Genomic DNA, 15,482 nt, shown 5'->3' on the forward strand with positions numbered 1-15,482 from the left:
GTTTAGCATTGCTCTGAGTTAAATACTGCTAGTTATCAATGCGCACCTCATACCTAACCGAGCCGCTATGACCGCCTAATAATGGGCCGGTAAACTCCCAACGCACAGCATCAAAACTCTCAACTGGTACACAGTTCATACCACTAGGAATAGGAGTCACACACTTAGCAGAGTTAGCTTCTAAACTTGTATAAGCCGGAGTCCGGTCATTCACCTGTAACTCTGTGAGCGGGCCAGTGCCGGTATTGCTGTAGTAGATCCGATAGATCAATACATCACCAGGGTCCGCCTGATTCACGGTCTCAGTTTCAGCAGTTCCCTTCGACTTATTCTGCACACTTTTGCGAAGCTCAAGCCGTGAAGGCCCAACTGCCGGAGTGACAGGCGTCGCAGCAACAGCTGGTTGCGCAGGCGTTGCATCAATCGCTGGTGTCGCTGGCGTAGTTGGTGTGGCATCTACCGCAGGCGTTACAGGCTGGGCTGGAGCAGCATCGACTGCTGGCGTTGCCGGTAAAGCGGGGGCAACAGACTGTGCAGCAGTTGTTACATCCGTTACTGTCAAAGCAATACTGCCTAAAGCACTGCCACCAAACTGATACGTCGCAGTGGTAGTTACCCGATAACGGTCACCCGCAGCCACATTAGATGGCGCATATACCTTATCAATAATACAAACCGAGTCACCGGCATCAACATCAATTCCAGTCGTGCTTAGAGCCATCTGCCCTTCGGCGCCATTTAGCACACCGTCGCAGTTGCTATCGCGATACAACAAACTAGCCCAGCCCACACTTTTGTTAATGTCGCTCGTGCGATCAAAAGATACTGTTCCAGCAGCCTGTGTTTTAAACTGGTGCGCATAGAACACAACATTGCCCGGTAAAATTTCACCGGTATGATCAGGCTCAAACACTGGCTTGCGCACATCACCAAAATCTAATCCGGTGAATTCGGTTGCAGCCGTCGCGGTAAAGCTAATGGCGTCATTACTGGAACTATAGCTGCCGCTGGTATTGCCTACCTCAGCACCCGTCGTTACATAGCCATTTGGGTCATATTCACGCACTTCAACATTTGTCGCCGTTCCGGGCACGTATAATACATAGCTACCATCGGTTGCTGTGCGAGTCGTATCATAGACCGTTCCACTGCCATCACTGGCAACTACCTTCACACCACCAATACCCTTCTCGCCACCATCCTGCTTTTCGTTGGCTGACGTACCGCTGGATAAGCCGTTATCATCGAACACCGTACCGCGAATGATAATGCCGTTGTAGTCACCAAAGTCCTGACGCCTAACATGCGTTTCATACACATTGATATTGCGAGTATTACTCGTGGTTGAAGTGTAAGTGTCAGGGTCACCCGTTGTCGGTGGGCAAGTCGCGTAACCAAAAGGTGCATCTGACTGGTCTGACTCGAAGATCTGATAAGAGCCAGTCATGACTTTATCAAACTTATAAAAGCCATTCGCATCAGTATCCACACTACGGCATCGCTTATCACCCCATGGCGCACCATAGAGAACAACCGTTACATTGGGAATACCTACTTCTGTGCGCTCGCGTAGACCATTATTATTGGCATCATTCCATACGGTTCCGGTGACTTCATAGGTATCTGGAACCAAGCCCATATCTAAGGTTAGGTTGGAAAAGTCATCGCCCGTAGGGTCAGTAATAAATGCAACGTTGTCTCCCAACGGCTCGTTACCCAAGGGAATACCACCAGGCACTGGTGGCGTTGCTGACAAGGTCACTGTGCCGGTACGAACACCATCGACTGCCGGCGTACCGGTTGAGTAAGCGTGTTGATCGACCCCTTCATCATTATCATCGTCGGCTGCGGTTAGCAACTGTGAGGTCGTCCAGTGCTCAAGCAACGCACCATCCTGAAACTCAGTCGCCGGAATTTCGACATAATAGTCACCAGAGTCCAGCACATTAAAGACATAGCGCGCAGTTTTTTCTAAACCAATCGTCGTAGATCTGACCAGAGTACCATCGGCTTTTCTCAGGTTAACAACCACACCATCAGGCGCGGTATAATCCACTTCCGGATCGTACTTACCATCATCATCAATATCTGCGAAGACAAAGTCACCAAGAGAATATGATGCGATCTGTACCGTTGCATTACCGGACTGGAAGAACTGTGCCGCCGGCAAGGTAGAAGAATCTAATGAGAATCGGTTGGTATAGACATCGCCAGACTTATTAGCACCTGTGGAGTCAGGATCAACACTATCACCGGCTTTTAATACCAATTTAGTATTCATACCTTGGCGTGGATTGCCGTCCTTCTCCAAAGGATAGTTTGACATAAACTTAACAGCCGTCACATCAGCAAACTCTGTAGGACAGTCACTAGTATTGAAATCCGACTCCAGACACCAGTTCGACGTATTGCTATCCGGGTCGACATCAATGGTAGTGGGATCATCGATTGAGTAATACCAAGTACCAATCGGGTCTTCCCCGCCCGTCACTGACGTATCAGGTACTGAGCCATCTAGCCACGCAGTAGTCGGTGCTTGCACCAGCTCAAGAACGCCGTTAAAACTTGATGGTGGACTGCGCTCTAAAATGCCATCGCCATTAAACGGTAGAATATCAATCGCTACCGGGTTATTGATTCTTATCGCTGCCGAGAAGTTAGACCAAGACATGGTATAGACCTGCTCATCATTTCGATCATCCAATGGAACATCTACGGTTTTCGAAACCTGAATCTCACCAACTTGCTCAAGACTGATCGTGTGAGTATCGGAACGGGCGGCTAAGGATGAGAGTACATTGTCAGCACGAATTTCAGCATAATTGATCACTGCGGTTCCATGGTCTGCCAACGGGTCACTGTCTGTACAGATGATACGAGGAGGTATGACAGTATTGGCCCTTAAATCGCCCAACTCCCATATAAGGCGCGTGTAACCGGGTGCTGCATTACCGTCTTTATCCGTATTGTATTGTACCTGCCCAGCGGGTGTGCCACCTTCATAAGCGACCGTACAGCTGTGGTTATAGCTGGCACTAGGCGGCAACACATCAATTATTTTTAGATTTTCAGCAATACTGGGTTCGGCTAATGTTGACTGCACTGCAGTATCAACCTGCCAAATGATCTGCTTACCTGCAAGTGTTGAAGTTGTATTAGCTGGTGCGGCATAAGGCGAGATGCTATGTGAGTCCAATACCATTTTCAAACGAGTTAACGTTACCCGATCACCATCCACAGAGCCCGTCTCAGGCGAAGGCTCATAGCTCCTTGTTAACCAGTTTCGTGACCACTCATCAGATCGAAAATTACCAAAGTTAGCTAGCACCGTTCCAACTGGAATAATGTCACCATCGTGAGGCCCGCCGTTAAAACGATCACGTGCTTTAAGTGGTGTGATAAAGCGAATTTGATGACTGGGTTCAAATGCTTGTGTTGTATCAGTCATTCGAGCACGGGCAGCGTTAACACCATCGATCCCACCGGGGACTTGTGTTGGGTCGGTATACCACTGACCATCGGAAGGACTTGCATCATCACAACGAGCTGCCGATTGTTTTGCCCATGTTCCATTATAGCGACCAGTGGCGACATCATAATCATACCCCACAACCCCATCACCATTGAGCGGGTCATCTCCACTCAAATCTATATTTGCATATTCGATGGTGTAATCACGATAATCATGCCCTCCAGGCGCGTAAGTCCCCATGAAGGCATAAGAGCCTGGCGTAGAAGTTCGAGTGGCCGCAACATCACCGCGCTCAGTAAGCTGCTGTGTGGTGTTATCAAAGATATCGCAGGCAATCGGGTTATAGAATGGTACGGTTCCTTGGTTATAAACAAGTATCCAACCAGCATAAGTCTGACCAGACTCCAGCTCACCATCACCAGAGTGGTAGTTGGAAGTTCCTGAGTAAGCATAACTAAGCACTCGTTGATCAGTGTACTTTAGATTGCGCTTGCTGAAATTACCTTTGGGTACCAGCTGAAACAAGGCAGGACCAAGCTGATTGTTGCTCCTCTCGCCGTCAATTAAATTACCGTTATATCCTGGCTCTTTAAGACCACCATAGTTTTCAACGCCTGATGGACTAGTTGGATCAAAATCTTTCAGTAAGCTCGATAGCCAAACTTCACCAGTATTATTACCTAGAATACCATCAGTTAAATCGACAGACCGGAAAGGAATCCAGATTTGTACTCGATGATTCATGACATAGTACGGCCCTGCTGTCAGATCAGTTCCTCCAACTGTTCTGGAGGGGTAGTGAGTACCCGACAAGTCAACATCATCGATTGTTACTGTAAATGATTTGGAGGTTGGGTCCGCATCATCACGTTCGTATGTACAAGTTCCGGAATCCAAAACATGTTCAGAGTCTGGGCGATCAGTACGAATACTCATGCTCCCCCAAGTCTCTGTCCCCCAGCCGGATGGATTGGAAGTACATTGCGTGACGTAAAATTCTAAATCATAGTCAGGACCTGCAGAAGAGCCTGTAGTTGCTTTAAACACGTCTTTAAAAACGATTTCTTGCTCTATTGCTTCGATACCTGTGCGACGACCTGCGGCCATGCGGATCTGCATATACCCGTAAAACCCAAGTTCTGGGCCATTCCCTGTACCTAGATCACGCTTACCAACAGAGGAGTTCAGCATTGCCTGAGTAGAACTTACGGAATGAATCAAATCATAAGCTGGTGCTGCCGAGATCATGATCGGGCGATCATCCACAAAGGTGTTTACCTTTGCATTCTCATCCCCATCTTCATCCAATGAGTAAACGCGCTGAGTGGTAGTATAACTTGAGCCATTTTCCGAGAGCCCCGAAGCCTTAACACCCACACTAAAGATGCGCCCCTGCCCCTCAATAAACTCACCCAAGTTACACGTTAAAGTAGAACTCCCATCTGCATTGGCCACAATAGACGAGGGAGGGTTGGTTCCACCGCCGGCATCTTCACGGCAAGCCGTGGGCAACGTATCAAAAGTAACAACTGCAATTGGTCCTGGCCCAGCCGAAGGATAAATAGTCTGCTCAATAACGACATCGGTAAGCACAGGATCACCTGCGAGAATGGAATCATCGCCGCCATTTACCGAGACCGACCAGTTATGTGTTACCAAATCCTGAGTACGAACGACTCGGTTTGTTTCACCGCAATCCGCGCCAAGCAGATCTGTATCGCTGGCGGAAGCGCAAGGAAGAGGATCCCCTAACGCGTCATAAACTGAACTACCAAAGGGCTCGGTACCATCGTTTACGCCGCCATCTAAAGGGCCAAAGACAATTTCTGGCTCTGCGGCTAGTCCTATACTCGCTGATCCAGACAACATTATGCAGACCAAGAGCTTGGTCAGTCGCTTATGCATAGTAACCTCTTGTTTTTATTATTTAGTTGATTGCATGCATAAAAATTAACATGCTAGCGCATACAGTCAAATTACGCTTAATCGCACTACAATAAAGGTTAGCTACTGAATAAAAACTTAATCGAAAAAGTCACTCAACCGGCTAATAAGCCGTGTCATATAGGCTGAATCATCGGATTTATGTCCAGAAATATCTTTAACTGTTTGATGAAGTGCCTGAACGACCTGAGCCATTCGCTCATAGTTTAAGGGCAAGGTTTCGGCATTACTCGCCTCTGGTGCACGCAGTGACAAGAGGTCGGAAATTTGCAGCGCAGGATAGTCATTCAACCAGAAATTAACGTGATCAGAGCCTGAGACCATGGGGAAGTTTTCAGGCGCACTTAAAGACTCCACTAGCAAGTCAGGCACCCTTCTGAAGCTCTGCTTAACTGAACGAGTCACCATGAAGTCTTCAAGACGACTCGTGAGACTGATGAAATTACCAACATCAGGGTACAACATCTTCATGAATGAAAAAGGGTAACGCTGTGAGTGAATCTCATCACGGTAATAGCCAACACTTTGCAGGGCAATCATCAGCTTCACTGGCACGTTACGTTTCTTAAGTGCTTGGGAATGGTGGTAACTTCCCATGTCTAACGTGCCATTAGCGGCAATACCGGCAGAGGCATATGCCATTAACTGAACCCGTACAGGAAGCTCGTCAGCATGCTCTGAAAGCATCCGTGCAGCTTCCAGCATGACAGCCACACCACTAGGGTTCCATTGATCACGTAAAGGACTCGTTGGCGGGAGGTACTGAACTCCTATGACAATACGCTCAGCCGTTTTAGGCCCAAGCATTAAACTGACATTATTATAATAGCCACTCATGGTCGTGAATGGCTGGAGCTGTGGGCTTCCTAATCGGGCAAAGTAATTATAGATGTAATTATCAGGCGTTAATGACTCACCTGACTGCTCGGAGGAGGCAACAATACGACGCAAATTAATGACGTGATTTTGTAGATTCTGCTGATTGGCAACCGGCAGTTTTTCGATTTCATTAACCGGCAGCAGTGGCTGGGTAATGAAAAACCACAACAACAGGCACACGACGGCAATCGCTATTAACCAGTCTGATAACCGGGCAATCATCTTATTGAGCATGGATGCCAAACCTTTCTCGAGTTAGCGCCTGCTAGTTATTATTACTTTGTTGAGGCGATGCTGTTATGCATAAATTTCTGACACAAAAAAACCGGCTAGGTGCCGGCTTTTTCAATTCAACACACTAAATAATTATAGTGCGCGAATGCGAGAATTCAAACGACTCTTATGACGAGCAGCTTTATTCTTGTGAAGCAGGCCTTTGGTAACGCCTGAGTCGATAGCTGGTACTGCTGCTGTGTATGCTGCAGTAGCGGCTTCTTTATCACCAGATTCAATGGCTACAATAACTCGTTTGATCTGAGTACGCATTGTAGTTGTGTAGTGTTTCTTGTGTACACGACGCTCTTCTGAAAGGCGTACGCGTTTTTTTGCAGATTTGATATTAGGCAAAACTATTCTCCCACCCGGGCTCCTAAAATAAGACGCGTAGTATGCCGCTTCTATTGAGCAACGGCAAGATGAAATTTCATCTTTTTTACGAATCTAAATAAAAACACCGACAATATTAAATATTGCCGGTGTTTTTGAATCTTTGGAGGCTATTCCCAACCGAGAATAACCTCCTTAGCTGTCAGAATGACAAGCTACATGATTACATCATGCCGCCCATGCCACCCATTCCGCCCATGCCACCCATATCTGGCATTCCGCCGCCAGCAGATGCTGGAGCAGGCAGGTCAGCAATCATCGCTTCAGTCGTGATGATCAGACCAGCAACCGATGCTGCATTTTGAAGTGCTGCACGCGTAACTTTAGTAGGGTCAAGGATTCCCATTTCGATCATATCGCCGTACTCAGAAGTACGTGCGTTGTAACCGAAGCTAGTGTCACCTGCTTTAACAGCATTCAACACAACAGAAGCTTCGTCACCTGCATTGGTGCAGATTTGACGTAGTGGCTCTTCCATTGAACGACGTAGGATGCTGATACCCATGTCTTGATCGTGATTTTCGCCAGTCAGTGCTTCCAAAGCAAGAATTGCACGAACCAACGCAACTCCACCACCAGGTACCACGCCTTCTTCTACTGCAGCGCGAGTTGCATGCAATGCATCTTCAACGCGTGCTTTCTTCTCTTTCATCTCAACTTCAGTTGCTGCGCCAACTTTGATTACCGCAACACCTCCGGCCAGCTTAGCAACACGCTCTTGCAGCTTTTCAGTATCGTAGTCAGAAGTAGATACTTCAGCTTGTGCACGAATCTGGTCAACACGCGCTTTGATGCTGTCAGCATCGCCAGCACCATCAATGATGGTTGTGTCATCTTTAGTCACAGCAATACGCTTAGCTTGACCAAGATCTTCCAGTGTTACTGCGTCAAGGCTCAGACCAACTTCTTCAGAGATAACCTTACCGCCAGTCAGTACTGCGATATCTTCCAGCATTGCCTTACGACGATCGCCGAAGCCAGGTGCTTTAACTGCAGTGACTTTAACGATACCGCGCATGTTGTTAACAACCAGAGTTGCCAACGCTTCGCCTTCGATATCTTCAGCAATGATCAACAAAGGACGGCTTGCTTTAGCAACCGCTTCCAGTGTTGGCAGCAAATCACGGATGTTAGAGATCTTCTTATCGTGCAGCAGGATGTAAGGCGCTTCTTGCTCGCAAGACATGCTTTGCTGATTGTTGATGAAGTAAGGAGACAGGTAACCACGGTCAAACTGCATACCTTCAACGACACCCAGCTCATCCTGTAAAGAAGTACCTTCTTCAACAGTGATGACGCCTTCTTTACCTACTTTGTCCATTGCTTCTGCAATGATGCCACCGATAGTTTCATCGGAGTTCGCAGAGATTGTACCAACCTGTGCGATTGAAGCAGAATCTGTACAAGGCTTTGACTGTGACTTCAGAGACTCAACCGCAACAGTAACCGCTTTGTCGATACCGCGCTTCAGATCCATTGGGTTCATGCCAGCTGCAACAGCCTTCATGCCTTCGCGAACGATAGCTTGAGCCAATACAGTCGCAGTAGTAGTACCGTCACCAGCGATATCAGAGGTTTGTGAAGAAACTTCCTTCACCATCTGTGCGCCCATGTTCTCGAACTTATCTTCCAGCTCGATTTCTTTAGCAACAGAAACACCGTCTTTAGTCACAGTCGGCGCGCCGAAAGCTTTATCCAAAACAACGTTACGGCCTTTAGGACCCAGTGTAACTTTTACCGCGTTTGCCAAAATATTGACACCATTCACCATACGTGAACGTGCGTCATCACCAAAACAGACTTCTTTTGCACTCATTCTTGCTTACCTCTAAAAAACTTTAATGCTAAATCGTCGCTAACTGAGCAGGCTCAACGAGCAACGGTCCAATAAATTTATTTATGCTTCGATTACAGCCAGGATGTCATCTTCTTTCATCATCAGTAACTCTTCGCCGTCAACTTTGATAGTTGTGCCAGCATACTGACCGAATAACACCTTATCGCCCACTTTTACATCCATAGCGCGCACGTCGCCAGAATCAGTGATTTTGCCGTTACCCGCTGCAATAACTTCGCCACGGTTTGGCTTCTCTGTTGCACTATCAGGGATGATGATACCGCCGGCACTAGTACGTTCTTCTTCCATGCGACGTATCACAACGCGATCATGCAAAGGACGAATATTCATGTTTTCACTCCATCAATTAGGGTTATAGATTTAAGACAAACGAAATGCTTTTAGCACTCCATGCTTGTGACTGCTAATAATAGGGACGCACTTGAGCTTCTTCAAGAGAACCCAACTAAAAAAAATTAAAATTTAATCTCGATCGATGCGTGCATCAGATTTACGACTGTATTCACCTTCATACACATCACCATCCGTCGGACCTGTTTGCTGGCCAGAAGCATTAAAACTTCCACCCATTACTGCAGCCCCACTGATCACGGAGCGCTTTATCATTTGCTCAACAAGGAAGCGACGAGAGAACGGAAGCAGGCACAGAAAGCCCATGGTGTCGGTAACAAAACCAGGCGTCATCAACATCACTCCACCAACCAACAAGATAATGCCTTCCAGCATTTCTTTTGCAGGCATAACACCCGCGGCTAGATTAGATTGAAATCGGGAAAGAGTTGAAAGCCCCTGCTGACGTAGCAAGTAGGCACCAATCACTGCAGTCGCAATGACTAGAAGAATGGTCGGTATGGCACCAATCAGCGAGCCAACCTGTATTAACAGGTAGATTTCAATGATCGGAACAACCAGAAAGAAAAAAGCAAATATCGGAAATGTGCGCACGGCAGTGCCCTAAAATCAGTAATTATGAATCTTTATAATGATTCCATAGTTACTGATTTCAAGGCTCATGGGTAAATTCTATTGCAGAACTGAGCGCTCAACTGGCTTCAGCAAGATAAACTTCTTCAAAAGCAATTGGCTTGCCACAGTGATACCCTTGAGCATAATCTACGCCCATTCGCTTCAATAATTGGCGGGTAATATCATTTTCAACAGACTCGGCAATAATGCTTAACTCCATTACCTGCCCTACTTTGTTGATTGCATCGACCATGGCAGCATCCACACGATTTTTACTCATGCTGCGAATAAAGCTGCCGTCTATTTTAAGGTAACTAACTGGCAAATCACGCAAGTAACTTAATGATGAGATCCCACTACCAAAATCATCTAGCGAGCCAGAAGCACCAATAGCCGCCAGTTCACTTAACAAGGCTTGAGCACGCATAAAGTTAGCCAGTACGATTGATTCTGAAATCTCAAAACACAACATCGATGCTGGAACGCCTCGATCTTCCAGTACCGCAGAAACAAATCCTACAAAGCTATCGTCGTTAACACTCTCGGCCGATAGGTTAATGGTAAACACCTGCTTAAATGCACTGTTTTGTACGAACTTACCTGCGGCAATGCTATTAATTGTCTTATTGACTACCCAGCGATCTAAGCTTGCCATTAAACTCAGGCGCTGTGCTGCAGGCATAAAGCTACCAGGCGCCAATATTTCGCCCTGATGGGATAGCCTAATTAATACTTCATACTGACACTCTAGACTCTCAGCATCCGATTCTATTTGTAGTGGCACAATTGGCTGGACGTATAACAGGAAGTTATCGTGATTGAGCGCACCTTTAAGCACGGCCTCCCAATTCTCCCCACTATCCTGCTTATCATTTTTAGATGACTCATCTTCAGGATCTTTTACGTAAAGTTGATTACGGCCGCTTTTCTTAGCCATGTAACAAGCTTCATCAGCGCTTAGCATTAAACTACCCATATCAGTAATACGGGAACCAAAATCAAATTCCACAGCACCCAAACTCACGCCCACTTGAAAGGTATTCTGGTGCCAAGTGAATCGATAGTTTTGAATATCCTGCAAAATTCGACCCAAAATTATTTTGGCCCGATTAATTCCACAATTTGTCAGCAGTATTGCAAACTCATCACCACCGGTTCTTGCCAGGCGGTCAGTACTTCGTACGCGCTTAGCAAACAGATCCGCGACCTGTTTCAATAATTCATCACCCGCAGCATGACCGCAAACATCATTCACTGTTTTGAAGTGATCTAGGTCCATATAACAAAGCACATTGACGTTTTTATTCTCTTCACCATCAACCAGCGCCTTCTCTAGAAACTCCTGAAAACTCTTTCGGTTATATAGCCCAGTCATTGAATCACGAGATGCCTGATTATAAAGCTCTTCCATCGCGGCACGATCATCAGTCACATCTTGAATAATCAGTGCCACATAATCGATATCGCCTTCTTCATTTTGGATGGGAGCCGTTTTAATCTTTACGTACTTGACCTCTGAGCGCTTACTCATCAGCTTGATGTCATGAAGGTCAAATACGCTATCGCGCTTCGAGAACTGCTCCATAACAATTTGTTTTAAGGTTGCAGCACCCTTCCCTCCTTGCACATTAACAACGTCTTCGATAGAGCAACCTTGCGCATCGGCAAGCTGCCAACCGGTCAGCGACATCGCCATTTCATTCAGATATTCGACTTCAAGCTGTTTATTAATACGAATAACGCCACCGACAGCAGCGCCTAAAACGGCTTCGGTATTCTTAAAGGATAATCGGGAGGCCTCATGGGTGAGCCCCATAATATCCTGACTGCGCATGGAGTCAGATTTGATTTTGTAAAATGCAATGCCGAGAGTGACTGCGATCAACAATAGCGCTGATTGCACCATGGGTAAGTAAACCTGAACTCCGGATATCCTATTTATATCTAACAATTGCCAGCCTGAAAGCAGCACACTAAGTACTACTAGAAGAACCAGCGTCATAACAGGCATGACATTATTTTGCTCAGATTGGACATTTCGGAGTTTCATAACTATGTTTTTCTTATTTTTTTAGTTACTCCAACCCTACCGATTTAAGTGGAATTTTACTACGTTTTTCTCAAGGATTCCGACGAGCTGCCAGCGACAACCCTCTTCTGCAAACAAACTTCAATATCAAACTTATCCTCAAGGTGATTAGACAGAATTAATTCAATTACTATAGCAAATAATAAGAACAGTACAAACTGACAGGGCTATTTAGCCAAAACAATAATAATAGACCCATTTCAAATAAGTCACTTGACTTTAATTAGCATGTATTTATAAATTAAGACTCTATTTACCAACCATTCAAGTATTAAATTAAATATGAGCACTATTGATTACTCTACATTAAGTCACTCACAACTCGTTCAAATGCTGAAAGAGATCCCAGTTGAAATTAAAAAGCGTGAGAAAGTTGCAAAGCGTGATTTAATTCGCAAGATCGAGCAATTAGCAGAAGAGTCCGGCTTTAGCCTTGATGAAGTAATGGCGACTACTAGCAAGCCAAGCACTAAAAAAGCGGCGCCTAAATATGCTAACCCAGAAAATGCAGAGCAAACATGGACTGGCCGCGGAAGAAAGCCACACTGGGTTCTCGATGCGTTAGAAACAGGTAAAACACTGGAAGATCTTGCTATCTAAGTAATCTACCAGCAAGACAACACCGCTCAAAATAGCTTCAAGCAAAGACTTGCTGGCAATGAACACGTTGCCAGCAAATGCGGCGCTGACTACAAACCGCTGTAGCCAGCGCGACGGGGTTTCACTATAATCACTGTCTAAAATATAACAAAGTGTGGATTTTTAACACGTCAGGCATCCAAGCCGTAGCGCTTATCGTAAAGGATAGCAACGCGGATAAATAACTGACTCATCCACCAATAATCGAAAACAATGGACTGTATCCCTACAGGATTTGTAAGACATGATAAAAGCAATACTCGCGGTACTCTTCGTACTTATGTCTCCCAGCTTTGCGGCGGCTGCCACAGTCGAACCGTTACGCCCTAGTGAAGCCTTCAAGCTCTCTACCGAAGTTATAGACGAAAACACCATTCGCGCGACTTGGGATATCACTGAAGGTTACTATCTTTATCGAGACAAGGTCGACTTCGTTAGCGAGACCGAATCGGTAACCGTTAACGACTACAACAAACCTGCCGGCAAGCAAAAAAAAGATCCAACTTTCGGCGATGTTGAAATTTATCGTGGACAAGTAAGCTTTAATCTTCTGCTGGACCGCCAAAATCCTGACGCACAAATATTAAAGTTACTTAATAAATCACAAGGTTGCGCTGACCTTGGTATTTGTTACCCACCTCAAAAACAAACCATAGAAATTAAACTTCCGGAAAAAGAAGTTACGGTCGATGCGATTGCTTCTATCTCAGGAATAACCAACACTCCGGATAAGCCATTCTTTTTAGCAGATCAAGCTGAGCCAACCGGCATTAGCTCAATTAGTGGCATAACAGGTATTGCTGATATTACCGGAGGCAGTGCCAATACCGCTGACGAATTATTACCTCCCGACGAAGCTTTTCGATTTGATATTGCAGCCCTGGATGGCCAAACGCTGACCGCACGCTGGAATGTAACTCCGGGTCATTACCTATATCAAAATAAAATGAAGTTTTCGATCGTCGATGCACCAAGTGGCGTCACTCTCAGCGAACCAGACTTACCTGAAGGTCATGGCTATGACGACCCCTACTTTGGCTATGTTGTTACATACGAAGAAGATGTTGAAATAAAAGTCCCTGTAAACGGCATTAGCAATAAACTAACCATTAAAACGGAATACCAAGGCTGCTCTAAAGTCGCAGGCATCTGTTATCCACCTCAATTCAAAACTGAGATTGTCGATTTATCATCATTTAATCCAGTTGCAGATTCAGCTCCTGATGCAGAGATAACAAAAGAAGCACCTCAAAGCGAAAGCACTTCATTAACTACTGCAACTACTGCAACTACTGCAACTACTGCAACTACTGCAACTACTGCAACTACTGCAACTACTGCAACTACTGCAACTACTGCAACTACTGCAGTTTCGACACCACCTGAGTCAGAGCAAAGCACGCTAAATGATATATTAAAGAATAAAGGTATATTTACCATCATCGGCGCTTTCTTCGTTGCAGGACTGCTTTTAACATTCACTCCCTGTGTGTTCCCAATGATTCCAATCTTGTCTGGTATTATCACCGGCCAAAGCGGAACGCCATCACGCGGCAAATCTTTCTTACTGTCATTAGCCTATGTAGTACCGATGGCATTAACCTATGCCCTGGCTGGCGTTATTGCCGGATACACAGGTGCTAATCTACAAATTGCCTTGCAAAACCCTTGGGTTATTAGCATTTTTGCCCTGCTGTTTGTCGCGTTGTCATTCTCCATGTTTGGCTTCTACGAATTGCAAATGCCAAGCGCCATTCAAAACCGACTAAATTCAATCAGCAACGGCCAACGTGGTGGCAGCCTAGTTGGCGCGGGCATTATGGGCGTGCTATCTGCGCTAATCGTTGGCCCTTGCGTCACTGCCCCATTAATTGCAGCGCTGACTTACATCGCCAATACTAAAGATCTCGTTTTAGGCGGAGTCTCATTGTTTATGCTGGGCATGGGAATGGGCGTCCCACTCTTATTAATAGGTATCACGGCAGGTAGCGTTCTACCCAGAGCTGGCGCATGGATGGATACCGTTAAGCACATCTTCGGTGTATTGATGCTGGGCTTAGCCATCTGGATGCTTGACCGTATTGTTGCCCCTCAGATTACATTACTACTAACCGGTATTTTGCTAATAGGCAGTGCAATCTACTTGGGAGCAACTGATACGCTGACAGAATCTTCGGGCAATATGAAGCGCTTATGGAAGAGTTGCGGACTGGTATCTCTATTATTAGGCGCAATCCTGATTATTGGCGCGGCTTCTGGCAGCAAAAGCTACTTCTCACCATTAGCTGGATTGACGGCAGCCAATGCCACCAACAACACACAGCCAACACCAAACCAAACAGCCCACACCAGTGGCGTACAGTTTAAGCGCATTAAAAACCTCTCTGATCTTCAGACGACCTTAGATCAAGCTGCCGCATCTCAGAAACCAGTGATGTTTGATTTCTACGCCTACTGGTGCCTACCCTGTCGCGCAATGGAAGAAGAGGTATTTAACAATGCAGGAACCGCTAAGTTACTGGGCGATACGATTGTGATCCAAGCCGATGTCACTGCGGTAGACGATGAAGATACCGAGCTCATGAAAGCCATGGGTGTGATTGGTCCACCACAAATTCTGTTCTACGATCGCAATGGCAAGGAAAACAAACCCTATCGCGTTGTTGGAGAAATGGACCTTGAAACCTTCCAGTCGCATGTAAAACAGTTCCTAACCACACTGTAAGGTTTGATTAGCAAAAATAACTGCGATACATCTTGCATATACTATAGGCACCCCCTATAATCCGTCCCTCATTCTGGTGCGGGGTGGAGCAGCCAGGCAGCTCGTCGGGCTCATAACCCGAAGGTCGTAGGTTCGAATCCTACCCCCGCTACCAATTTTACGAATGAATATTTTAAGAACTTTTGTTACAGATCTTGATACCTTCACAGGTCTGTATCACAATAAAAAGGCCCCGATAATCGGG

At 46.0% G+C, this 15,482-nt stretch carries 9 protein-coding genes and 1 tRNA gene; 3 read left to right on the forward strand and 7 right to left on the reverse strand.

All coding sequences use genetic code 11. The features are described from left to right. Positions 1-28 precede the first annotated feature (28 nt). The 7 genes from LEUMU_RS0113445 to LEUMU_RS26060 all read right to left on the reverse strand — a co-directional run bounded on the left by LEUMU_RS0113445 (position 29) and on the right by LEUMU_RS26060 (position 11,835). Positions 29-5,377, reverse strand: coding sequence for an SdrD B-like domain-containing protein (locus LEUMU_RS0113445; RefSeq protein ID WP_022952807.1), 5,349 nt, complete (start codon positions 5,375-5,377; stop codon positions 29-31). 117 nt (positions 5,378-5,494) lie between these two features. Beyond that, positions 5,495-6,529 (reverse strand): zinc-binding metallopeptidase family protein, encoded by a 1,035-nt coding sequence (locus LEUMU_RS28100; RefSeq protein ID WP_022952808.1) that lies wholly within the window; start codon positions 6,527-6,529, stop codon positions 5,495-5,497. A 132-nt stretch (positions 6,530-6,661) separates the two neighbouring features. After that, positions 6,662-6,922: a 30S ribosomal protein S20 gene (gene rpsT / locus LEUMU_RS0113455; protein ID WP_022952809.1), complete on the reverse strand. Its 261-nt coding sequence runs from the start codon at positions 6,920-6,922 to the stop codon at positions 6,662-6,664. A 202-nt stretch (positions 6,923-7,124) separates the two neighbouring features. Beyond that, entirely contained in the window at positions 7,125-8,777 is a 1,653-nt protein-coding gene (gene groL, locus LEUMU_RS0113460) for a chaperonin GroEL (protein ID WP_022952810.1), read from the reverse strand. A gap of 81 nt (positions 8,778-8,858) precedes the next feature. Beyond that, positions 8,859-9,149 carry a co-chaperone GroES gene (locus LEUMU_RS0113465; protein WP_022952811.1) on the reverse strand — a complete coding sequence of 97 codons (291 nt, stop codon included), beginning with the start codon at positions 9,147-9,149 and terminating at the stop codon, positions 8,859-8,861. Between the two features lie 132 nt (positions 9,150-9,281). Next, on the reverse strand, positions 9,282-9,764 hold the full coding sequence (locus LEUMU_RS0113470; protein WP_022952812.1) for an FxsA family protein: 483 nt from the start codon (positions 9,762-9,764) through the stop codon (positions 9,282-9,284). Between the two features lie 97 nt (positions 9,765-9,861). After that, positions 9,862-11,835 carry a sensor domain-containing protein gene (locus LEUMU_RS26060; protein WP_084708102.1) on the reverse strand — a complete coding sequence of 658 codons (1,974 nt, stop codon included), beginning with the start codon at positions 11,833-11,835 and terminating at the stop codon, positions 9,862-9,864. A 321-nt stretch (positions 11,836-12,156) separates the two neighbouring features. Between LEUMU_RS26060 and LEUMU_RS0113480 the strand changes: the two genes are divergently transcribed. The 3 genes from LEUMU_RS0113480 to LEUMU_RS0113490 all read left to right on the forward strand — a co-directional run bounded on the left by LEUMU_RS0113480 (position 12,157) and on the right by LEUMU_RS0113490 (position 15,392). Continuing rightward, positions 12,157-12,474 (forward strand): H-NS histone family protein, encoded by a 318-nt coding sequence (locus LEUMU_RS0113480; RefSeq protein ID WP_022952814.1) that lies wholly within the window; start codon positions 12,157-12,159, stop codon positions 12,472-12,474. 283 nt (positions 12,475-12,757) lie between these two features. Continuing rightward, positions 12,758-15,238 carry a protein-disulfide reductase DsbD gene (locus LEUMU_RS0113485; protein ID WP_022952815.1) on the forward strand — a complete coding sequence of 827 codons (2,481 nt, stop codon included), beginning with the start codon at positions 12,758-12,760 and terminating at the stop codon, positions 15,236-15,238. Positions 15,239-15,315: 77 nt separating this feature from the next. Next, positions 15,316-15,392: transfer RNA gene (locus tag LEUMU_RS0113490), tRNA-Met, on the forward strand. Positions 15,393-15,482: the final 90 nt, after the last annotated feature.

The organism is Leucothrix mucor DSM 2157 (genome assembly GCF_000419525.1).
Lineage (GTDB): Bacteria > Pseudomonadota > Gammaproteobacteria > Thiotrichales > Thiotrichaceae > Leucothrix > Leucothrix mucor.